This window comes from Granulicella sp. S156 (genome assembly GCF_009766105.1).
In the GTDB taxonomy this organism is placed as follows: domain Bacteria; phylum Acidobacteriota; class Terriglobia; order Terriglobales; family Acidobacteriaceae; genus Granulicella.
Window position 1 is genome coordinate 384,498 of the sequence record NZ_LMUH01000009.1, and the last position, 21,839, is coordinate 406,336.

General features: G+C 59.6%; 21 protein-coding genes. 13 read left to right on the top strand and 8 right to left on the bottom strand.

Annotation, left to right across the window (positions count from 1 at the left end; translation table 11 throughout):
* Positions 1 to 224: 224 nt before the first annotated feature.
* Positions 225 to 677 (top strand): MmcQ/YjbR family DNA-binding protein, encoded by a 453-nt coding sequence (locus GSQ91_RS09175; RefSeq protein ID WP_158821231.1) that lies wholly within the window; start codon positions 225 to 227, stop codon positions 675 to 677.
* Positions 678 to 870: 193 nt separating this feature from the next.
* On the opposite strand, the gene GSQ91_RS09180 is transcribed toward GSQ91_RS09175, so the two are convergent.
* Positions 871 to 1,269, bottom strand: coding sequence for a DoxX family protein (locus GSQ91_RS09180; RefSeq protein WP_158821232.1), 399 nt, complete (start codon positions 1,267 to 1,269; stop codon positions 871 to 873).
* A gap of 103 nt (positions 1,270 to 1,372) precedes the next feature.
* On the opposite strand from GSQ91_RS09180, the gene GSQ91_RS09185 reads away from it, so the two are divergent.
* The 8 genes from GSQ91_RS09185 to GSQ91_RS09220 all read left to right on the top strand — a co-directional run bounded on the left by GSQ91_RS09185 (position 1,373) and on the right by GSQ91_RS09220 (position 6,856).
* The gene (locus tag GSQ91_RS09185; RefSeq protein ID WP_158821351.1) at positions 1,373 to 2,224 is read left to right on the top strand and encodes an SDR family NAD(P)-dependent oxidoreductase; all 852 of its coding nucleotides are present in this window, start codon (positions 1,373 to 1,375) and stop codon (positions 2,222 to 2,224) included.
* A gap of 204 nt (positions 2,225 to 2,428) precedes the next feature.
* Positions 2,429 to 3,277 carry a hypothetical protein gene (locus GSQ91_RS09190; protein WP_158821233.1) on the top strand — a complete coding sequence of 283 codons (849 nt, stop codon included), beginning with the start codon at positions 2,429 to 2,431 and terminating at the stop codon, positions 3,275 to 3,277.
* A 99-nt stretch (positions 3,278 to 3,376) separates the two neighbouring features.
* Entirely contained in the window at positions 3,377 to 3,907 is a 531-nt protein-coding gene (fabZ, locus tag GSQ91_RS09195) for a 3-hydroxyacyl-ACP dehydratase FabZ (RefSeq protein ID WP_158821234.1), read from the top strand.
* Positions 3,904 to 4,689, top strand: a complete 786-nt coding sequence (lpxA, locus tag GSQ91_RS09200; protein WP_158821235.1) for an acyl-ACP--UDP-N-acetylglucosamine O-acyltransferase — start codon at positions 3,904 to 3,906, stop codon at positions 4,687 to 4,689. Before fabZ ends, lpxA begins: the two co-directional genes overlap by 4 nt.
* A gap of 28 nt (positions 4,690 to 4,717) precedes the next feature.
* The gene (locus GSQ91_RS09205) at positions 4,718 to 5,044 is read left to right on the top strand and encodes a type II toxin-antitoxin system RelE/ParE family toxin (protein WP_158821236.1); all 327 of its coding nucleotides are present in this window, start codon (positions 4,718 to 4,720) and stop codon (positions 5,042 to 5,044) included.
* Between the two features lie 14 nt (positions 5,045 to 5,058).
* A complete protein-coding gene (locus tag GSQ91_RS09210; RefSeq protein ID WP_158821237.1) occupies positions 5,059 to 5,334 on the top strand; it encodes a helix-turn-helix domain-containing protein in 276 nt (91 codons plus the stop codon).
* Complete coding sequence (locus tag GSQ91_RS09215) at positions 5,331 to 6,218, top strand: LpxI family protein (protein ID WP_158821238.1); 888 nt, start codon at positions 5,331 to 5,333, stop codon at positions 6,216 to 6,218. Before GSQ91_RS09210 ends, GSQ91_RS09215 begins: the two co-directional genes overlap by 4 nt.
* A 92-nt stretch (positions 6,219 to 6,310) precedes the next feature.
* A complete protein-coding gene (locus tag GSQ91_RS09220) occupies positions 6,311 to 6,856 on the top strand; it encodes a peroxiredoxin (protein ID WP_158821239.1) in 546 nt (181 codons plus the stop codon).
* 90 nt (positions 6,857 to 6,946) lie between these two features.
* On the opposite strand, the gene GSQ91_RS09225 is transcribed toward GSQ91_RS09220, so the two are convergent.
* Together GSQ91_RS09225 and GSQ91_RS09230 are read right to left on the bottom strand one after the other, a co-directional pair.
* Entirely contained in the window at positions 6,947 to 7,729 is a 783-nt protein-coding gene (locus GSQ91_RS09225; protein WP_216845156.1) for a hypothetical protein, read from the bottom strand.
* 249 nt (positions 7,730 to 7,978) lie between these two features.
* Positions 7,979 to 9,811 carry a LysM peptidoglycan-binding domain-containing protein gene (locus GSQ91_RS09230; protein ID WP_254064454.1) on the bottom strand — a complete coding sequence of 611 codons (1,833 nt, stop codon included), beginning with the start codon at positions 9,809 to 9,811 and terminating at the stop codon, positions 7,979 to 7,981.
* 76 nt (positions 9,812 to 9,887) lie between these two features.
* Here GSQ91_RS09230 and GSQ91_RS09235 point away from each other — a divergent pair, with 76 nt between their 5' ends.
* Complete coding sequence (locus GSQ91_RS09235; RefSeq protein WP_158821241.1) at positions 9,888 to 10,274, top strand: hypothetical protein; 387 nt, start codon at positions 9,888 to 9,890, stop codon at positions 10,272 to 10,274.
* A 56-nt stretch (positions 10,275 to 10,330) separates the two neighbouring features.
* Complete coding sequence (gene lepA, locus GSQ91_RS09240) at positions 10,331 to 12,133, top strand: translation elongation factor 4 (RefSeq protein ID WP_158821242.1); 1,803 nt, start codon at positions 10,331 to 10,333, stop codon at positions 12,131 to 12,133.
* Between the two features lie 79 nt (positions 12,134 to 12,212).
* Here the strand turns inward: lepA and GSQ91_RS09245 are convergent, their stop codons facing one another.
* Both GSQ91_RS09245 and GSQ91_RS09250 read right to left on the bottom strand, forming a co-directional pair.
* Positions 12,213 to 13,481 carry an isoaspartyl peptidase/L-asparaginase gene (locus GSQ91_RS09245; RefSeq protein WP_158821243.1) on the bottom strand — a complete coding sequence of 423 codons (1,269 nt, stop codon included), beginning with the start codon at positions 13,479 to 13,481 and terminating at the stop codon, positions 12,213 to 12,215.
* Between the two features lie 108 nt (positions 13,482 to 13,589).
* Entirely contained in the window at positions 13,590 to 14,249 is a 660-nt protein-coding gene (locus GSQ91_RS09250) for an OmpH family outer membrane protein (RefSeq protein ID WP_158821244.1), read from the bottom strand.
* A gap of 1,328 nt (positions 14,250 to 15,577) precedes the next feature.
* On the opposite strand from GSQ91_RS09250, the gene GSQ91_RS09255 reads away from it, so the two are divergent.
* Both GSQ91_RS09255 and GSQ91_RS09260 read left to right on the top strand, forming a co-directional pair.
* Complete coding sequence (locus tag GSQ91_RS09255) at positions 15,578 to 16,729, top strand: response regulator (RefSeq protein WP_158821245.1); 1,152 nt, start codon at positions 15,578 to 15,580, stop codon at positions 16,727 to 16,729.
* 224 nt (positions 16,730 to 16,953) lie between these two features.
* Positions 16,954 to 17,151, top strand: a complete 198-nt coding sequence (locus GSQ91_RS09260; RefSeq protein ID WP_158821246.1) for a hypothetical protein — start codon at positions 16,954 to 16,956, stop codon at positions 17,149 to 17,151.
* A gap of 83 nt (positions 17,152 to 17,234) precedes the next feature.
* Here GSQ91_RS09260 and GSQ91_RS09265 read toward each other — a convergent pair whose 3' ends face one another.
* The 3 genes from GSQ91_RS09265 to mnmG all read right to left on the bottom strand — a co-directional run bounded on the left by GSQ91_RS09265 (position 17,235) and on the right by mnmG (position 21,768).
* Positions 17,235 to 18,236 carry an SPFH domain-containing protein gene (locus tag GSQ91_RS09265; RefSeq protein WP_158821247.1) on the bottom strand — a complete coding sequence of 334 codons (1,002 nt, stop codon included), beginning with the start codon at positions 18,234 to 18,236 and terminating at the stop codon, positions 17,235 to 17,237.
* Between the two features lie 172 nt (positions 18,237 to 18,408).
* Positions 18,409 to 19,368 (bottom strand): VWA domain-containing protein, encoded by a 960-nt coding sequence (locus tag GSQ91_RS09270; RefSeq protein ID WP_158821248.1) that lies wholly within the window; start codon positions 19,366 to 19,368, stop codon positions 18,409 to 18,411.
* Positions 19,369 to 19,695: 327 nt separating this feature from the next.
* Positions 19,696 to 21,768 (bottom strand): tRNA uridine-5-carboxymethylaminomethyl(34) synthesis enzyme MnmG, encoded by a 2,073-nt coding sequence (gene mnmG, locus GSQ91_RS09275; RefSeq protein ID WP_158821249.1) that lies wholly within the window; start codon positions 21,766 to 21,768, stop codon positions 19,696 to 19,698.
* Positions 21,769 to 21,839 lie beyond the last annotated feature (71 nt).

Consider the following 21,839-nt stretch of genomic DNA (forward strand, 5'->3'; position numbering starts at 1 on the left):
TTGACGCAACGGGCGCAACGGTTCGCCAAGGAACGCGACGGCTGTAGTACCAGCCCTAGAGTTGCAAACTTTGCGGTCAACGCAGGTATCTCTGGCAAGGCAGTACAGCGTATCTAGTAGCTTCCTTGGTAATACAAGCACCTGCGAAATGCTGAGGTTTCTCCGCTCCCGTTGGTCGGTCGAAATGACAGCCATGTGGGAGTGGTTGGCTCTATACTCTGCGCATGGATGTCGAACGCGCGCGTACATTTCTGCTGTCTCTGCCACATGCCGCGGAGACGATGCAGTGGGGCGACAATCTTGTGTACTGGGTTGGCGACAAGGCGATCGGCGGCAAGATGTTCGCGTTGATCGATCTCGGTGAAGGTCTGTCGAAAGGCGTGGCAATGTATTCGGCCGGGCCGGAGCGGTATGCCGAGCTTCTGGAGCGCGAAGGCTTGATTCCGGCGCCCTATATGGCGCGCATTCACTGGGTCGCTGCGGAGCACTGGGGCGTGTGGCGCAACGCTGAGTGGGAAGACGAACTGCGCGCGGCGCATGCGATTACCTATGGCAAGATGACGAAGCGTACGCACGATGTACTGGCGTTGCCGGTAAAGCAGCAGGCGAAGCTGATCGCGGAACGCAGGAAGCTGTTGGGGGATCGCGCGAAGCCGGTACGGAAGCGGAAAGAGTAGGGTAGGCAGAATCCGGTTGCCTTATCGTCGCGACAGCTTCTCTGAGACCTGTGGAGCAGGAAAGATGGGCAGGAGCGGTTCGCGCGTACCCGCGCGAATGCCCACCTTATGCGCATAAAGCCGCGCCGAAGATGGGGCACCCAATTGGTGGCTCGCTCTATGTTTTCTGTTCCGCGCTCTCGCTGTTTCAGTGCTACAGCTTACTGGTGTCGGCCTCGGGGTTGGGGGCGAATAGCGGGGCAAAACTGCGGTGGTAGGCGATCAGTAGGATGATCTCCAGAACCGCGCAAATCAGCCCAATGATGACGCCTTTGGGCATGAAGAGAAAGTGAAAGGCCAGGATGTTGACGAGGATCGGAGCCAGGATGGTCAGGCCGAGCGGCACAAAACGACCGACGAGCAGAAGTATGCCAGCGACGAGTTGCAGGACACCCACAAAGGTCATGTAGTGGTGGGCCATCATGAGTACCGACCATGTGCCGGCGTCGCCCGCGGGCAGGGGAGCAGGCAGGAAGTGCAGGATGCCATTGGCACCGAACACCGTGAATACGAGGCCCAGCAGAAGGCGAGAGACGAGAATGACGTACTTCATCGGCGAGCTCCTTGAAAGCAAGATTCTGACGGTTTGAAGACGCAGGGTTGCTCGTGGCAAGGCTGAGATGCAGAACACAGCCCCACCCTGCTACAACTGCCAGATGAGTTTCTCACAGGTAACCGGAGGTGTGTCACTCTCCCTCGCAGGCAAAGTGGCGCTGGTCACAGGCGGGTCGCGCGGTATCGGAGCGGCGACGGTTCGGCTGCTGCGGCAGGCAGGAGCGCGCGTCGTATTCAGCTACCGCTCTGCCGAGGCACAGGCGCAGGATCTGGTGGCCGAGTGTGGAGGCGAGGCTGTTTGCCGGGCGGTGCGGCAGGAGCTTGCGACCGTTGAGGATGGACAGGTCTTGATCGCCGCGGCCAGCGCTGTGTTTGGGAGGCTGGATTGCCTCATCGTGAACCACGGCATCTGGCCGCCACACGATCAGCCGATCGCGACGATGAGTGCGGCGCAGTGGCGCGGAACGCTTGGAGTGAACCTCGACAGCGTCTTCGGTCTGGTGCAGGCCGGAGTCGCGCAGATGCTCGGACAGCAAACAGCAAACAGGAAACAGGAAACAGAAGACGGCAAGCCGGGAACAGGAGGCGAGGGAACTCGGGGGCATGTTGTGCTGGTTGCGAGCACGGCGGCGCAGAGGGGTGAAGCCTTCCATGCGGACTATGCTGCCAGCAAAGGGGCGCTGCTCTCGTTGACCAAGAGCCTTTCGAGCGAGCTCGCGCCGCAGGGAGTTCTGTGCAACTGCGTGGCTCCCGGCTGGGTCAGGACGGAGATGTCGGCTGGAACCCTGAAGGACCCGGTTGCGTCCAAGAAGACATTGGGATTGATTCCACTGGGCCGTGCCGCCGAGCCTGAAGAGATCGCCGGGCCGATCGTGTTTCTGTGTACGCCGTGGGCTGGGTTTGTTTCAGGTGAGGTGTTCAATGTGAACGGCGGGGCTGTGTTGGTTGGGTAGGGTTCGGAAAATATTCTTGTCACATTTTGTGGCAAGGGTGCCGCATTTATGCCACTACAGACGCAAAGCGAGGTACGACCAGTGTTTGTGGTGCGCTTTGGGTCTGTGCCGCTACCAATGCGGGGGTCCTTCGGCTACGCCTCAGGATGACGGCGAAGAACAAACAACGGCGAAGAACAAACAAAGGCCAGGGCTGGGAGCACGATGAGACGTTTTGGAGTTCGATCGGTTGCGGTGGCGATGCTGCTGTTGGGCGGATTGCAGGGGCGTGCTCATGCGCAGGCTTCTACCATCCCCAGTGCGCAATCCGCTCCCGAGGCGCAGGGGGAGAACCGTGGGCGCAAGTTGCTGGAGCAGATGGTGGATGCCCTGGGGGGCGACGCGTGGCTCAACCGCTCAGACTGGATCTCGTATGGCAAGGGCGCAACGTTTTACAAGAGCCAGCCCAATCCGTATGTCTCGGAGTTTGAAGAGTACACACGAGCGCAACCCTTTGGGGTGCGCCTCATCATCGTGTCGAAGCTGGGCGTCTTTATTCCGACCACCAAGCGCGACGTCGCCGTGATATGGACGCTTGATGGCGGTTATGAGGTTACCTTTCGCGGCAAGAAGGATCTGCCGAAGGACGAGGTGGAAGATTACCAGCGGCGGCGGCGGCACACGCTCGATGTCGTCGTGAAGGACTGGCTGCGGCAGCCTGGCGTGATGGTCACGTATGAAGGCACAGGCCTGGTAGGGCGGCGGCTCGCTGACAAGGTGAGCGTACTGACGGCCAGTAACGATGAGGTGACGATCGCGTTGGATGAATCCAATCACCGCCCGCTCAGCCGTACCTTCCAGTGGCGTGACGCGACCTACAAGGACTACGACACGGATGAGGAGCAATACGACAACTATCAGCCGGTGCAAGGCATTATGACGCCGCTGACGATTACGCGGCTGCATAACGGCGACACGGTGTCGCAGCGCTATCTGACCAAGGTGGTCTACAACAGCAAGCTCTCGTCTGACCTGTTCGATCCCGACCGCCCGCTGGAGAAAAAGGCGAAGTAGCGCCCGGGTTGTCAGTCAGGAGTTGTCAGTTTCAGGGAGACGTCTTTCCTGAGAACTAGGAGCTGAAAGTATGGGGTAAATGATATTCTGGGCTGTGCTATGAGTAATTCGTCTGTACTGAGCGCGATTGAGGCGATAGAGCCTGCGCCCGCCGAAAAAACAACTATGGACATCGTCGAGATCATGTCCATCCTCCCGCACCGCTATCCGTTTCTTCTGATCGACCGCGTGATCGAGATAGAGCCCCGGACACGCGTCGTTGCGATCAAGAACGTGACGGTTAACGAACCACATTTTGTGGGGCATTTCCCCGACTACCCGATCATGCCCGGTGTGCTGACGATCGAGGCGATGGCCCAGGCCGGCGGTACGCTGCTGCTGACCGAGATTCCTGACCGTGATGACAAGCTGATGGTTTTCACCGGCATCGAAGAGGCCAAGTTTCGCCGGCCCGTATTGCCGGGCGATCAACTCCGCATTGAAGTTACAGTCCTGAACTGGCGCTCGCGTGCGGTGAAGATGCAGGGCATCTGCACGGTCGACGGCAAGGTTGTGGCGGAGGCGACGATCACTTGCCAGGTTGTGCCGCGCGTGCGCAAGGTCAAGACCAAAGAGGCGACGGGCGAGTGAGCATTCATCCCAGTGCGATCGTTGCTGAGGGTGCCGTGATTCCTGCAAGTTGCCGTGTCGGACCTTATTGCACCATTGGGCCGAACGTGGTGCTGGGTGAGGATTGCGAGCTTGTTTCGCATGTCGTGCTCGACGGGCATACGACGTTTGGACGTGGCAATCGTATCTTTTCCTTTGCATGCCTGGGCATCGCACCGCAGGACTTGAAGTACGCGGGCGAGCCTACGCGCCTGGAGATTGGCGATAACAACTCGATTCGCGAGTATGTGACGATCTCGCGTGGCACGACGGGTGGCGGTGGTGTGACGCGCATTGGTTCAGACTGTCTCATCATGGCGTACGTGCATATCGGACACGATTCGTCGATTGGCAATGGCTGCATCCTGCCCAATGGAGCAACCCTGGCGGGGCATGTCACGGTGGAGGACTACGCCACCCTGAGCGCGAATGCGCCGGTGCACCAGTTCTGCACCATCGGTCGCTACGCCTACATCGGCGGCGGTACGACGATTACGCAGGACGTGCTGCCGTACTCGCTGACCTCGGTCGAGCGCAGTAATCACTGCTATGGCCTGAACAAGGTCGGCTTGCAGCGTCGTGGGTTTACGGCAGAGCAACTGCGCGAGCTTACGTCGGCGATGCGGCTGCTTACCAGCGGCAAGCTCAACACGACGCAGGCGCTCGAAGGCATCAACGACATGCTCGCGCAGGGTGCGGGCGGCGAGCATGTGAAGTATCTCGCGGAGTTTGTAGCGGCGAGCGAGCGTGGCGTGATCAAGTAGCCGATTTATATCAAAACAGATATATTGAATGAAACCACTGCTGTGGCTCGGCGATTCTCGCAAGTCAATTCAGGCATTTCCTGCTTTAGCGCAACGCGAAGCAGGCTTCGAGTTGCGGAACGTACAAAAGGGCCGGCAGCCCAGCGATGCCAAACCGATGCCTAGCATTGGCAAGGGCGTGGAGGAGATTCGAGTATGGGTGGAGTCAGGAACGTATCGAGTGATCTACATCGCGAGGCTGGCCGAGGCGGTGTACGTGCTGCACGCCTTTCAAAAAAAGACGCAGCAGACAAATCAAAGGGACCTCGCACTGGCGCGCACACGACTCGAACAGCTGCTGCGAGAGCGAAAGTAAAGGAAGAGCCTCTCGTGATTGAGGAGTTCGAATCCGTCTGGGATGCGCTGGGATTTTCTCCGCAAGAGGCGGCGAACCTTGAGGCACGTTCTGAACTGATGATGCAACTTCGAAGCATCATCAAAGAAAATGGCTGGACACAGGCAGTAGCGGCGAAGCGTTGCGGCGTCTCGCAGCCGCGCATCAACGATCTATTGCGCGGGAAGATCAATAAGTTTTCGATTGATGCCCTGGTGAATATGGCAACAGCCCTTGGCCGTCGCGTGGACTTCGAACTCAAAGCTGCATGAGCGCCTTACAAGACCAGACACTCGGCCTCATCGCCGGCAACGGACGCTTCCCGTTTCTGCTGCTTGACGCGGCGCGGGCGCATGGTCTGCGCGTCGTTGTTGCTGCGATCAAGGAAGAGACCGATCTCGAGATCAACGAACGTGCCGCGCGTGAGCCGGAGTTTGTGCGCGTGCATTGGCTCTCGCTGGGTGAGCTGTCGAAGCTGATCGAGATGTTTCAGCGCGAGGGCGTAAGCCGTGCTGTGATGGCCGGGCAGGTGAAGCACAAGCAGATCTTTTCGAGTATCCGTCCGGACTGGCGGCTGGCCAAGCTTCTGCTCAATCTGCGCACACGCAATACGGACATGCTGCTCGGGGCGGTGGCGAAGGTGCTCGAGGATGAGGGCATCACGCTGATGTCGTCGACGGCGTTTCTGGAGCCGATGCTGGCGGCGGAGGGAGTCCTCACGGCGCGTGCGCCCGACGAAACAGAGCGTTGCGACATCGACTACGGCTTGCGCGTGGCGCGCGGCATCGCGGGCTTCGACCTGGGACAGACCGTGGTGATCGCTGCAGGGGCCTGCGTGGCTGTAGAGGCCATGGAGGGTACCGATGCGACCATCGCACGCGCTGGGGCCCTGTTCCGGACGCTGGAAGAGCCAGCCAGCACCCTGGAGAGGCGCCTTACGGTGGTGAAGGTCGCCAAGCCGAAGCAGGATATGCGCTTCGACGTGCCGGTCGTGGGGCTGCCGACGATCGAAGCCATGCAGGCGGCGGGTGCGACCTGTCTGTGCGTCGAGGCGGGGCGTACGCTGCTCTTCGATCGCGAGGCGATGGTGAAGGCCGCAGATGGGGCTGGAATCGCGATCGTTGGGGAGCGTGGCCTGCCCATGACAAAGGAATGACATCCGGGGGAAGGCACGGTCTGAAGCTCGGCGAGTAGACTGAACGTGGCTGCGCATTTGGAGTGACGACGCGCGCCCTCAGGAGATTTACTATGTTTCGTTCCAGAAAAGTGACAACGGGATTTGCCATGGGGCTCGCATCGCTGATGGCGTTTGGTTCGGCCACCGCGTTCGCGAAAGACACAGTTTCGGTCGGCACGGCGGCGCCGGCTTTCACTCTGCCTTCGCAGGATGCGTCGCCGGTTTCGCTCTCCGACTACAAGGGCAAGTGGGTGGTCCTGTACTTCTACCCGAAGGACCAGACCAGCGGCTGCTCGAAGGAAGCGCACAACTTCCAGAATGACCTGCCGAAGTATGAGGCGCTGCATGCGGTTGTGCTGGGCGTCTCTCTCGATACCGTGGACAGCCACCGGGTCTGGTGCACGAAGGACTCGTTCACCTTCAAGATGCTCGCCGATCCGGACCACAAGGTCGTTGACGCCTACGGCGTGCCCCTGATGACCCATAACGGCACGAGCTATGCCCAGCGTGACACGTTCCTCATCTCTCCCAAAGGCAAGATCGTGAAGGAGTGGGAAGTGAAGGACATCGATAGCCATAGCGCAGATGTGCTGGCGGCGATCAAAGCCGGCAAGTAACACGCAACCACACAGCAGACGCAAAAACGCCCGGGCCTCGTGAGAGGTTGCCGGGCGCTTTTGCTTGCCTGTATTGCGGTTGGGGACGGCTTACTTCTTAGCAGCCGTCTTCTTGGCAGCCTTCTTTACGGCCTTCTTTGCTGCCTTCTTTGCGGGGGCCTTCTTTACGGCCTTCTTTACGGCCTTCTTTGCGGGGGCCTTCTTTGCTGCCTTCTTTGCGGGTTTTACAATTTTCTTAATCGTTGCCAAGGTCTTACCTCTCATAGTTGATTTTTTGTTGATTGTGCTCTTGTTGCCAACTGCCTTTTTCGAGGCAGCCTTACCGCCGCGCAGAGCACGTGATGACTTCGCGGCAGAACTTGAAATCTTTTTGCCTGCAGTTTTCTTCTTTGCAGGAGCTTTCTTCGCAGCCACTTTCTTGGTGGCTTTCTTAACAGCTTTCTTGATGGCCTTCTTTGCGGGGGCCTTCTTCGCAGCCTTCTTTGCTGGAGCCGCCTTTTTTGCTGGAGCTTTCTTGGCTGCAGCTTTTTTGGCTGGTGCTTTCTTCTCCACTGTCTTTTTGACGACAGCTTTCTTGACGACAGCTTTCTTCGGCGTACTTACCACGGGTGCAACGGGAGCTGGTGTAGGTACGGTGGAGAGATGTGTGGGTGGCTCGTAGGGAGCAACCGGTGTGGGCGGCGGTGCGAAGATGTCTGCCTCTTCGGCGTGTGTGCTGGTTTCGCCGAAGGAGGTTTCGACGGAGGCACTGAACTCCTCTTCCTCTTCTTCGTCATCTTCATCCAGGTCGTCGAAGTCGCGCGCGTCCGCTTCCTCGTCTTCGTCGTAGGCAGCGGCGTAAAGTTTGATCGTTTCCTCTTCCGGCAACATCATCTTTCTCCTCGGCGGATGGCGCATGGTGTGTATCGCTTCTGCCGCTTGACTATAGACATCTTGAACCGTTTGACCTTCTATATCTTACGAGAAGAGCAGGCTGAACTTGCCGCTCCCTTCGCGCGAATCATAGCAACAGGATTACGCCCGGCGTAGCGAAATAGCAAGCACCTTTTTTGGTGCAGGTGATTTTTTTTCAAAGGCGTCATTCAGGATCACTCGCACGGGGTTCGGAAATGAGGTCTCGAATCAGTGGCCACGCTTCTTTTTCGCGCTCGGTTTAGAGCTCGTCGAAGGTACGGGCCTGCTCTGCGAATGTGTGTGCGAAGCCGTGCTGCGAGCGGTTGTATGCGAGACAGCAGATGAGTGTGTTGCGCTGCCGTGTGTTGTGCTGCGACCGCGCCGCGAGCGGACGGAACGTGTAAGGGGAGCAAGACGTACAGGTTCGGCGACGTAGATCGAACGGCCCGGTGAGACGCTGCTCGACGAGAGATTATTCCAGTCGCGGAGCTGCTCGACGGTGACGCCGAAGCGGTCGGCAACGGTGATGAGGGTGTCGCCGCGGCGTACGGTGTAACGCTGCTGCCCGGTTCTGGAGCTGGCGGCGGAGATGGGAATGACGAGTTCGTCGCCGGACTCGATCTGTTTGCCTGGTTTGTCCGGAGCGATGTCGTTGAACTCGGCGATCTCGCTGGCACGGGCGCGTAGTGAGAGGGCAATCTGGTCGAGTGTCTCGCCCTCCTTCACGACATGGAAGCGCCAGCTCGCCCGGTTGTCCTCGGGAATGTCCTTGAGGCGCTCGAGATAGGTGTCGCGCGTTCCGGGAGGGATATGGAGGTCGTACGGAATGTCGCGCGGCGTGGTGAGGCGCAGCATCGCAGGGTTCAGCGCAACGATCGCCGGTACGGTTGAGTCGGTGAGGTCGGCGACGAGCTTCAGGTCGATCGCATAGCTCGTGGTTACCGTGTCGGAGAGCACGGGTGCATCGGGTACGAGATCGGTGAGGCCGTACTGGGCGGGGTTTCTGGCCATGATGATGGCGGCGATGAGGCTCGGTATATAGGCCTTGGTCTCCGCAGGCAGGCCGCCGTGACGATAGATCTCCCAGTAATCCGCGTAGCCGGTGCGGCTGACAACATGTTGTACACGGCCCGGGCCCCAATCATAGGCAGCCATCGCAAGATACCAGTCGCCAAACTGCGCGTACAGGTACTTCATGTACTTCGCGTAGGCGATGGTGGACTTCTCGGGGTCGAAGCGCTCGTCGAAGTAGCCGTTGCGTGTCAGGCCGTAGGTGCCGCTGCCGAAGGGCATGAACTGCCACATGCCGCCCGCACCGGATCCAGGGTTGACCGACTGCGGCTGGAACCCGGTTTCGGTGATGGCCTGATAGATAAGGTCCTGCGGAAGGCCATTGTCGCGCAGGACTTTGGAGATCATGTCCCTGTATTTGCCTGCACGTTCGAGTGAACGTTTCAAGGTCGCGTGGAGTTTCGGATGGTTGCTCCAGGCACTGATCCAACCAGCAACGTAGTCGTTGATGACCAGGGGGAGATCGGAGTTTGTTGTTTTAAGCTCGGCCGTTACCCTGCCGAGGAGTGCTGGATCTGCCGGAGGAAAGGTGACGTCTCCGGCCGCGTCCAGAGGGGTTGCGTCGAGCGTTGGCGAAAATCCATTGCCCTGTTTGAGCGCGACCATCTCCAGCGAGTTGATCTTCGAGAGCAGCTGGTCGAACTCATCGGAGAGCTGGGGGTCGTTCTTGAGGTCCAGGCCGCTTGAGAGCAGGGTATCGACGGCGAAGTCGAAGTCCTGGCGCGCGGCGTCGAGGCGATTGCTGTTGTAGTTGTCTACGCCGGACTGGTAGCTCTTCTCGGCCTGGTCGATGAGACCCTGCGCTTTTTGCGCGCGCAGTTGTGTGGCGGCGAGTTGCTGTGCCTGTGCGATTTGCTGGGCTGTCGGTTGTGCGGCCGGGGTCTGTGCGGCTAGATCGCCAGGGGAGACGACGAACGCAAGCAGCAAGGGCGCGCAGGCCAGAGCGAGTGTCCGTCGCCGCAGAAAAGAGGTGTGTCGCTCGTTCGCCATCAACCTTCTCATTGTACGGGTTGGACGCGGCAACGGTCGTTCTGCCGAACATTGTCGAAAGGTATACTTTTTCCTTATGGGTGCCGAAGAAAGCACGACTCTTTACAGGCCGGTGGGACAAAAAGAGTTCGATCTGATTGCGGCGAGTGGGTTTAGGGAATTTCCGCCGAGGCTTGGTAGCCAGCCAATCTTCTATCCGGTTCTTAGCGAGGAGTATGCCAGCTTCATCGCTCGCGAGTGGAATACGGCGGACGAAGCGTCCGGTTATATCGGCTACGTTCTGCGATTCGCGGTGAAAACAAACTATCTGGCGCAATATGAAGTCCAGAAAGTTGGTTCGGCGACTGCTCTGGAATACTGGATTCCGGCGGGGGATCTGAGTCGTTTTAACGAAAACATCGTCGGAAAGATCGAAAAGATCGTGACCTTCCTGCCGGCTAAGTCGCCGTCTCGTAAGGCCTGAGTACGCGTCGGCAATGGTAGCCTAGAGGTTCGAGGCTTTTTGCCTCTCTGGACAGCATGGACCCCAAGCACATCCGCAACTTCGCGATCATCGCGCATATCGACCACGGCAAATCGACGCTCTCCGACCGGCTGCTGGAGCTTACCGGCTCGCTGACCTCGCGCGAGATGCAGGCGCAGGTGCTCGACGCGATGGATCTCGAGCGCGAGCGCGGCATCACGATCAAAGCCCACACCGTACGCATGATGTACAAAGCGCACGACGGCGAGACCTATCAGCTCAACCTCATCGACACGCCCGGCCACGTGGACTTTAGCTATGAAGTCTCGCGGTCCCTGGCAAGCTGCGAGGGCGCGCTGCTGGTCGTCGACGCGTCGCAGGGTGTCGAGGCGCAGACGCTTGCGAATGCGTATCTAGCCATCGCCGGTGGCCTGGAGATCATTCCGATCATCAACAAGATCGACCTTCCCAGCGCTGACATCGAGCGCACCAAGGCGATGATCGAAAAGTCCGTTGGGCTTCCTGCCAGCGACGCCGTGGCGGTGAGCGCGAAGACGGGCCTCCATGTGGAGGACATCCTCGAAGCCGTGGTTACGCTGCTGCCGCCGCCGCAGGGCGATGCTGAGGCGCCGCTGCAGGCGCTGATCTTCGACTCGTGGTTTGATGCCTATCGTGGCGTGATTGTGCTGGCCCGCATCATCAATGGCCGCTTGCGCAAGGGCGACAAGATCAAGATCATGTCGAACGGCCGCCAGTTTGAGGTCGACTCCATGGGCGTGATGACGCCCAAGCCGGTGGTGCTCGAAGAGCTGAGCGCTGGTGAGGTCGGATTCTTCGTTGCGACTATCAAGAACGTTGCGGACACCAAGGTCGGCGATACCATCACGCACGTCGACAGGCCCTGTGCCGAGGCGCTGCCGGGCTTTGAAGATATCAAGAGCATGGTCTTCGCGGGTCTCTACACGGTCGACTCGCATGAGCACGCGCTACTGCGCGATGCGCTCGAGAAGCTGCGTCTCAACGATGCGAGCTTCAACTTTGAACCAGAGTCATCGGTTGCGCTGGGCTTCGGATTTCGCTGCGGCTTCCTCGGGCTACTGCATCTGGAGATTATCCAGGAGCGTCTGGAGCGCGAGTACAACCTCGACCTCATCACCACCGCGCCGGGCGTGCGCTACAAGATCACCCTGACCGACGGCAGCGTGCTGGAGGTGGACAACCCCTCGCGCTGGCCCGACAGCACGGAGATCGAGCAGATCGAAGAGCCTGTCATCACGGCGAAGATCCTCACCAACGAGGAGTACGTTGGCGGCATCCTGAAGCTCGTCGAAGACAAGCGTGGTCGCCAGCAGAACTTTGAGTATGTCTCGGAGACGCGCGTGATGCTTACCTACGAGCTGCCGCTGAATGAAATCGTTCTGGATTTTTACGACCGGCTCAAGTCTGTCTCGCGTGGATACGCGTCGCTCGACTATCACCTTGCTGGCTCGTGGATCTCACCGATGGTGAAGATGGATATCCTCATCGGCGGCGATCCCGTCGATGCGCTGAGCATCATCGTGCATCGCGATTCGGCCTATGACCGTGGCAAGGCGCTGGTGGCGAAGATGCGCGAGCTCATCCCTCGCCAGATGTTTGAGGTTGCGATTCAGGCCGCGATCGGCTCGAAGATCATCGCACGCGAGACCGTGACGGCTATTCGCAAGAACGTGATTGCCAAGTGCTACGGCGGCGACATCAGCCGTAAGCGCAAGCTGCTCGAAAAGCAGAAGGAAGGCAAGAAGCGCATGAAGCGCATCGGCAAGGTAGATATTCCGCAAGAGGCGTTCCTCGCGGTGCTGAAGGTTGGCGAAGAGTAGAGAGTGTAGCGTGACACGAACCGGAAGGGCACGGTTGCAACCGTGCCCTTCTCTTTCATGCAAATTCTGAGACATCCATTTAAAACGGCGGCCATTCGGTGATCGCTCCCTGGAGCAGTGCCACACACGGTTCCACGCGATAGCTGCCGTCATGCACGACGAAGGATCGCGGCTTGCCGGTGGCGCCTGTGCTCCATAGCGAGACGCCGGCATAGGCTCCATCCTTGCGCAGAATGTAGTACTCCATGTCCAGGTAGCGCAGCTTGGTCATATCGCCGTTGTAGTTGCGTACGATGCGTTTCAGGGTTTCGAGGCCTGCATCTTTCGGGCTCCATCCCTGGCGCATCAGTTCGACGATGGTGTGCGCTCCGGCAACCTTGATGTTCTCTTCCCCGGATCCGGTGGCGCCGGCGGATCCTACGTCCTGATCGGTATAGCTTCCTGCGCCAAGGATGGGCGAGTCGCCGAGCCTTCCTGCCAGCTTCCATGCCAGCCCCGAGGTGGTAGTTGCGCCGGACATCTCGCCCTTGGTGTTGATCACCGATACGTGAATGGTGCCGGTCGTCGGCCACAGAATCTGTTCAGCGGCGAAGAGACGCTTGTCGGGCTCGATGTTGAGGTCGGCCGCCATCTCGGTGAGCCGTTGCATGCGGGCTTGAATAGTTGCGTGCCACTCCGGCGTAGGATGGCGCGGTACGGGGCCGGGACGAAGCTGCGAGAGCCCATGCAGATCGAACGTAGGCTTCGGTGCGGGACGGTCTGCGTAGGGATCTTTCCATGCGGGATCAGCCATGGGGACTCCCCACCAGTCCATCGATGAGTTGTTCTTTTTCCAGAGCATCCAGATTTTGCGGGCATCTTCGGTCAGCAGATTCTCTTCGGCAAAACCGAGGTCGACGGCGAACTTCTCCGCGCCCTGGGCCACCATCATCACGTGCGACGTATGCTCGAAGACCTTGCGCGCCAGCAGGCAGACATTTTTGATGTTGCGCACGCCGCCCACGGAGCCGGCGCGGCGTGAGGGGCCGTGCATGCAACAGGAGTCGAGCTCCACGACGCCGTCCTCGTTCGGCAGACCGCCGAGGCCCACGCTGTGGTCGGTTGGATCATTCTCACGGCCGAGGCAGATGTGGTGGGCGGCGTCCAGCGTATCGCTGCCGTCGAGCAACATCTGATACGCCTGCTGGATGGTCTGGTCGCCGGTCACGCGCGTGATGATGACAGGCTTCGCAGGTGGGTTGAGCTGCTTGACCGGTTCCGCCAGAGCGGCATGGTTCTCGCGTTCAAAGGCACAAAGTCCAGCCGCGCTTAGTGCGCTGAGGGAAAGAAAAGTACGTCGTGTCGTCAAAGATTTGGCTCCAGTTCGTCTCGAAGGTACGAAGAGAGTATCACCAAGGACAAACAGGAACGGAGGCCCGAAGGCCTCCGTTCCTGTTGCTGCGTTGTGTAAATCGAACTACTGCTTTGGTGTCGTCGAGTGTGTTGCCGGAGTCGTGTGGTGAACCGGAGCAGGAGCCGACGGCGGCGGTGCCGTTACGCCTGAGCTGGTGTTGTAGGCGTTGATGACAGCTTGCGTGATGTCGGTGGTCTGCGCGAACCAGAGCACGGGGTTAGCCTGCTGCTGTCCGCCGACGTTGAGCATCAGCGTGAAGCCATTGTCCTGCGCGTACTTCACAGCGGTTGCGCCAACCTTCTGCGCCACCTTTCCGTAGGCTTCCTGCAGGTCGCTCTGGTAAGCATTCTGAGCGTCCTCGGCATCGCGCTGGAGCGCCTTGTCCTTGGTGTCGATGTTCTTGATGAGCGAAGCGCGCTGATCGTCAGGAGCGCTTGCCGGCAAAGCCTGAAGCTGCTTCTTGAGCGAATCGACTTCGGCTCCCTGGCTCTCGATCTGGCTCTTCTTCGGCTCGTACTTCTTCTGAACCTCGGCAACTGAGCGCTGGCCTTCGTTGGTGGCCACGACAGCCTGTTCAAAGGCGACGATGGCGACCTTGGCGGGAATGGCCTGAGGAGCAACGGCGGCGGCGGGTGCTGCAGCAGCTGCGGGAGCCTGTGCAATGAGGTTGGTGGTGGCCAGGCCTGCAGCCAGCGCGGTAGCGAAAACAAGGGTACGGTTCATGCGGTGTTTGAGACTCCTTACAGGATGGAGAGATTGGTTGGCTTAATCTTAATTTCGAGAGGTCGGTGGGCTCAACGTTTGGAATCGGGGAACGGCAATTCAGTTCAATATCTCTGACTGTTGAAAGGAGAGAGTTACGGGCTCAGAGTGCCGTTGGCTGCCGTCCAAATATTCCAGTTCAGCGCCTCTGATTATAGGAGAGCCATCTGACCCGGTCAATGTCTGGGGGAAGCCAAAGATATCAGGCTGATCGGGCCGATTCTTCCGAAAAACGGAGCACTCGGCAGGGCTTCTCCGGATTTTGGATAACGCAAAACACAATAACTTCAAAAATCGCTGAAAACTGGCGATTTTGGTTTGGCACGCAGATTGCTCTATCTCCAGGTGTTCAAAGCCTGTACTTCGGCATGGAAGGTTTCACCTACCGATACGAAGTGCAAGCCGGATGTTCGGAACCAGGGCATGAAGTCGCACCCAAGAGATGCGCCACCCTCCGAACCGGTTCTGCTCTAAGCGGAATCATTTATGGGAGGCCAGTGACTGGCCATTAAAATCTGAGGGCCATCTTCCGGGGAGGGGAGGTGGCCCAAGGGCTTTAAGCGCCGCTCCCTATCCGTAGGGTGCTTTACTCCTGCGAGATAGGCCCTGGCCTATATGCTGCTTTTCTTCGGAAAAGCAGCATTTTTTGGGGCTTTTCCGGGGTTCAAGAGCAGGGCAAGCGCTCTAAAGGGAACCTGCCTCGCAAAACATGCTTGCGTATCCCTGGCGCTAGGCGTAGTATCGCTATGTTTGGCACGCGGATGGGGCTTTATCCAGAGGGTTGCCGGTTTTCATGCCGGAGGATAAAGCGGAACGCCGGAGGTTGACACCTCGGGTTATGCGGGTAGGCCTTCTGGCAATATCAACCGGAATGAGCTGTGCGCTTGCCGGATTGAGCCGGATACAAAGTCGGTTAAGGACAGGTAAGGACAATAGGGTAAGGGACTTTGAGTCCAGGCAGGATTTTGCCGGACTCCTCTCGATGCCGCATGGCCCTGATGAGACAGGGCAGAGAAGCAGCGATGCAATGCACAAAACCGTTCGCCAGGGCTGGCGAATGGGCCGAGTGAGAACAGTGTCCGGGGTATTCCGACGCTAGGGACCACAGATCGGCAACGATGTTCAGGCCTTTATTCGAGTCAACGCTTGAGACCGTCTCCTAAGAACCACCCACGGGCTGTCCGCCGTCCGCTCCCTCACCGGGATGCCGGGTACGCGGAGTTGTACGCGGGTTGCTCCTCCGGAGAGAACGTTCCAAGCACCCAATTGCAAGGGGAACCAACAGCACCATGTCAGAGCAGAATGTAATGGACGCTCCATCGCACAGTGCGACGGACGATTTCGACGGTGGCGATTTCGCCAACGACTTCGACAGCAACGACAACAGCGAGAGCGGCAACGGGGGTCCTATATCTCCGGGCATGGGCTTGAGTAAGAGCAGCCGACGCCGACGCCGCAAGCGGAAGAATAAGGTCGCCGGTGTTGATGGCGTCCCTGTCGCCGACGGCGAAGGGGCGCCGGTGCCGGTTGTTCCCATTGTGATGGAAGGCGAGAGTCTCGCACTGGCGGCAACAGCCGCCCCGCTGCAGCAACCTCAGCCGCGCAAACAAGGCCAGAACGGCCAGGGCAATCCGAATGGCCAGCAGCAGCAGGGACCGGGCGGCAAGCGCTGGAAGAAGAAGTTCCGCGACCGCGAGCGCCGTCCAGGCCGCAACGAGAATCCCGGCAACGACTTCCGTGCCGATGCCAGCTCGCCTAGCAGCAGCGGGCAGAGCAACGGCTATCGTCCGGACAACTTCGGCAACGGTGGCGGCTTCAAGCGCAAAGGCAAGGGCGGTGGAGGACAGCAGCAACGCAAGGAGCGCGGCTTTGTCGGCCCCATGGACCACAGCTATCGCGAGGTAAACGGCAACTTCGTCGATGCCGCGGCCTCGACCATCCAGCTGCACGGTGGTCGTCGTGGGGGGCATCGCCATCAAGGCGATTCGCAGCCCATCGACCACTCGATGCCGAGGGCGATTCCGATCCCCGAGGACGCGCAGACGCACATCTACTTCTTTATTGAAGAGCTCTTCTTTATCGCAAAGATTCAGGAGACGGCGCGCAAGCAGGGTGTCAAGGTGGCGTTCCTCAAGAACGACAAAGAGGCGATTGCTGAACTGACCAAAGGCGGCGATGAGAACAAACCCGCGCTGATCGTCTTCGACCTGAACAACGCAAACGCCAAACCGCTGACGCTGATTCCGAAGCTCAAGACCAAGCTGAAGCGCTCGGTCTCGATCGTAGGGTTCCTCTCGCATCTGCAGGGAGACCTCAAGGCCAAGGCTGTTGAGGCAGGCTGCGACACAGTAATGCCGCGCGCGGCGTTCTCACAAAACCTGCCGAACCTGCTTCGGAGATACAGCGTCGAAGAGGGCGAAGAGGTTAATTACAACTACTAGGAAACAGGAAACAGGAAACAGGAAACAGAGAAGAGAGAACAGAGAACAGGAAACAGCGCTTCATTCTTGGCAGAGATGCCGAGGATGAAGCGCTGTTGTTTTGCTTTTCTGGTTGTCATTGGCCCTGAGCGCAGTCGAATGGGAGGGAACCTGCTTCCTTCTCACTGTGGCAAAAACGCCGCTCTCCGGAACGGCATCCAAGCAGGGGAAGGAGAATTATTCCGATGCCAACGACTCAACACTCTGCCGCTGCCGAGCGCCACATGCAGGCCGCGCATGCGCACGAGGCCGCTGCGGCTTCGCACAACCAGAACGATCATCTCGCCGCGCATGAGCAGTCCAGGCTTGCGCAAGAACGCTCGCGCGAGGCGCATCAGCATTCCGAGCAGATCGCGAAAGAGAAGGCTGCAGAGACGAAGTAAAGGGGTGAAAGCCCGACCTATCGATTGCGTAACCGATAGGTCGAGCCTTCACCCCTTTGTCTTGTTGAGCCGGACGCCGATGGTTACTGGCCGGTGTAGGGATTAGGCGTTCCAGGAGTGCCTACGGGTGGGGCCGGCGGATTCTCGGGACGTGGTGGGAGGACGGCGCGGGCGGCGTCGATGCCTGGTGAGGGTGCGTGACCGCCGCGTAGACCTGCCAGAATCTGTGTTTGGAAATCGCTTGCTGCACCGGGGCTGTTGGGGAGAAAGAGTGTGTTGGTGCCGCCACGGGTACCGATATCGCGGAGAGTATCAAAGTATTGCGTAAGCAGGACGAGAGCCATGACGTCTTCGGAGGTGGCTCCTGGAACGCCCTTCTGGAAGTGTTCGATGGACGCTGAGAGTCCGTCGATGATGGCCTGACGTTCTGCGGCGATACCCTGGCCCTGGAGCGCCTTCGATTGGGCTTCGGCCTCGGCCTGTTTCACCTTGAGGATCTTTTCGGCTTCGCCACGAGCCTGCGCGGCGACTTGCGCGCGCTGGGCGGCGTTGATGTCGTTCATCGCGGCCTTCACCTTGATGTCGGGGATGATGTCGGTGACCAGCGCGGTAAGGATGTTGAAGCCGAAGCCGGACATAATGGCGTCGAGTTCGATCTTGACGGCGACCGAGATACCGGACTGCTGCTCGAAGGTCTCATCGAGGGTGAGTTTGGGAACGTGGCCGAGGATCGAGTTGAAGACGAAGCTCTCGATCTGCTTCTGCGGCATGCTGAGCCTGTAGAACGCGTCATAGATCTTGTCGTCGAGCACCACATACTGCACGCTGACGGGGATCTGCACGAAGACGTTGTCGCGCGTCTTGGTCTCGACGGAAAACTGTGCCTGTTTGACCTGCAGATCGACGAAGTAGACGCGCTCGGCGAACGGGAAGAGAAAGTGCAGCCCCGGTCGGGTGATGCGGTTGAACTTGCCGAAGCGCTCGACGACGCCGGCCGTCGCGGTGCGGACGGTGTAGAGGGTCTTGAGAATGGTGACCAGCAGGAAGAGCAGGATGATGGCGACGAAAACATAGAGCACAGGCATTGAAAACCCTTTCAGGTACGAGCCCAAGCATATACCCGGTAAGGCAGGAAACAGGAAACAGGAAACAGGGATTAGGGAACAGGAGACGGGGTGGGGCACGGGGTGAACCAAGGTAGTTAACCCCGCCCTCAAGGGTTACTAGAGGTGTTACTGGGAAGTAACAGGGGGAGCCTTATTCGGGACTGTAGTAGCCGGTGCGTGCCTGGACGGAGATCAGCTGGTCGCGGGCCTTCAGCTCGATCTTGTGAAACTGGTGGGGTGGGGAGTCCGGGGGCGTGTAGCCGATGCGGTATTGGGTGCGCATGTCGGCTTCGATCTCGGCATAGATGCGCTCGATGGGTGTGCCCGTGGTCACGATGAAGAGGCGGCCTCCGGTGGCATTTGAGATCTGCCGCATGATGTCGACTCCGGAGGTGTGTCCATGGATGGACCCGCCGAAGGCTTCGGGAGTGTAGAGCACGCTATAGACCGCAACATCGGCTAGCTGCGCCTCGTGAATGGCGGACGCAAGATTGTTGGTGCTGCCGTCGTCGTCACCATCGGTGAGGATGACGATGGCGCGGCGGCCGGGTTCTTTGCTGACGACCTTTTGGGCTGTGATACAGATGGCGTCGAAGAGCAGCGTCCCGACTTTCGGGTTCTGAGGGATGGGGGCGGTGAGGAGTTTCAGGCTGCTTTGCAGCTTCGCGACGTCGGAGGTCATCGGCTGCAGGAGGACCGCGAGGGTGTCGAAGCGTTCGACGAAGGCCCTGTCGTTGGGTTTGGTGAGCATCGCCTGGAGGAAGGTGGCGCTGGCGCGGCGCTCCTCTTCGGCGTAGTCACGCTGACTGCCGCTGGTGTCGACCATGAGGCCGATGGTGATAGGGAGGTTGCTGTCGCGGTCAAAGTAGCGGATCGTTTGCGGCTTGCCATCCTCGGTGAGGAGGAAGTCGTCCTTGCTGAGGCCGCCGACCAGACGGCCCCAGGTGTCGTAGGCAAGCGCTGTGATGGCTACGACCCTAACCTTAACCGCGAGGGTGTTTTCACCGTTGATTTTAGTGATCGGAGGCGGAGAGTTGGGCTGTTGCGAGGACGCAGCGGAGACCGGCAACACCATCAGGGCGAACGATGCGATGTGACGGCGGTAACTCACAGCTGCGCTTAGTGTGTCACAAATGCTGTAGGGAGTTGTGTTCTAGTACTGCAGATGTACTTATGAGCCCGCGCTAAAGCCTGTCATTTCGACCGACCAACGGGAGTGGAGAAACCCCTGTATTGCGCGATGTCCACAAGGACACGGCTTGCCTGCAGCAAGAACATGCTTTGTGGTAGCGGCAGGCATCCTTGGTAAAGGAGCAGAGCGTGTTCCTTTAGCTTCTTCGGTGGTACAAGCATCTGCGAAATACAGGGGTTTCTCCGCTCCCGTTGGTCGGTCGAAATGACAGGCTTTGGGGGCAGGTTTGTAAGTACAGCTGTAGTTCTAGGCGATTTGGCCGCGAAGCTGGATCTCGAGAAGGCACTGGATGAGGGTGACGGCGGCCGGTGTGACTCCGGCCATACGGCTGGCCTGTCCCAGGGTGCTGGGCCGGACGCGGCTGAGTTTTTCGACCATCTCGCGGGAGAGGCCGCTGCAGGCGCGGTAATCGAACCAGTCAGGGATGGGACGTGCCTCGTCCTTGCGTAGGCGCTCCATGGAACGCTGCTGTTGCGCGAGGTAGCCCGCGAACTTGATGCCGGTCTCGACGGTCTTCATCTCGTTGCGAACCCACGCGGGGAGCGTCTCTGGGTAGCTGGCTGCAGCGAGGGCCGAGAGCCACGGTGCGAACTCGGGAGCGGTCATGCGCGCAAGCAGCGAGGGGAGAAGCTGCTCGATGGTGATCGCGGGGCGCTTGAGGAGCTGGCTAAAGAGATCGCCCCTGGTAAACGACTGTGCAGGTGTGGGTTCTGCAGAGCTATTAGCGGCGAGCGTTTGAGCTTCAAGGATCTGTAGATCGGTGTCGGTCAGGCGTGCGGTTTCGAGCAGGCGCGTAAAGGCGATGGCGCGGACTTGCTTGGCTTCGAAGGCGGCCCAGGCGGTGTCGTCGATGAGGCCGAGGCTGCGGCCGTGCGGGGTGAGGCGGGTGTCGGCATTGTCGATGCGCAGGTGCAGGCGGAACTCGGCGCGTGAGGTGAACATGCGGTAGGGCTCGTCGGTGCCCTTGGAGATGAGGTCGTCGATGAGAATGCCGGTGTAGGCTTCGGTGCGGTCGAGAGTAAAGGCCTCTTCCGTTCTCCGAGCAAATAACCCAGCGTTGATGCCGGCCATCAGGCCCTGGCAGGCGGCCTCTTCGTAGCCGGACGTTCCGTTGATCTGTCCGGCGAGGTAGAGGCCATCGAACTTCTTGACGCGCAGCGTACGGTCGAGCTCGGTGGGATCGATGGCATCGTACTCGATGGCGTAACCGGGGCGCAGCATCTCGGCGTTCTCGAGGCCGGGGATGCTGTGCACCATGGCGGACTGGACTTCCATCGGGAGCGAGGTGCTCATGCCGTTGATGTAGACCTCGTGTGTGTTGAGGCCTTCGGGTTCCAGGAAGAACTGGTGTGAGGTCTTGTCAGGGAAGCGGACGATCTTGTCTTCGATCGACGGGCAATAGCGTGGGCCGATGCCTTCGATCTGGCCGGTGAACATCGGCGAACGATGAACGTTGTCGCGGATGAGCTGCAGTGTCTCGGGTGTGGTCGTTGCGATGTGGCAGGAGATCTGGCGCAGCGGCGGAGTCCACGTGGGTTCGCCGTCCGTGGGTGCGGAGCGGAAGCTGAAGGGCGTGGGATCTGTGTCGCCGGGCTGCTCCTCGAACTTGTCCCAATCGATGGTGCGGCCGTCGAGGCGTGGTGGTGTGCCGGTCTTCAGGCGGGTCTCACGCAGGCCAAGCTTCTTGAGCGACTCACCGAGGAGCACGCTGGCGGGCTCGCCAGAGCGGCCGGCGGTGTACTGCTGCTCGCCGCAGTGGATGAGGCCGTTGAGGAAGGTGCCGGTGGTGACGATGACGGCGCGGGCGGAGATGGTACGACCATCGCGCAGGCGCACACCGGTGACCGCTGGGCGCGGGGCCACACGCGCTTCGCGCAAAGACGCTGTATCCGCGGATTCCTCGATCACCAGGTCCACCACCTCAGCCTGCTTGATAAAGAGGTTGGGGATGCTTTCGAGCTTCTCGCGCATTTTTACGCGGTAGAGGGCTTTGTCGCACTGGGCGCGGGGACTCCAGACGGCGGGGCCGCGGGAGGTGTTGAGCAGGCGGAACTGGATGCCGCAGGAATCAGCGACTTCGCCCATGATGCCGCCGAGGGCGTCGACCTCGCGTACCAGGTGTCCCTTGGCGACGCCGCCGATGGCCGGGTTGCAGGACATCTGCGCGATCAGGTCGAGGTTCAGGGTGAAGAGCGCTGTACGCAGGCCCATGCGTGCAGCAGCAGCAGCAGCCTCGCAGCCGGCATGTCCGGCGCCGACCACAAGCACATCAAACTTTTCGGAAAAGCCTGATACCCCGAATTGAGAGGTAGAACTCACAATACCCTCTATTTTAGTGGACGGGGCTATTACAGGTGCCGTTTTGTTGAACAGCAGCCTAAAAGCCTTGT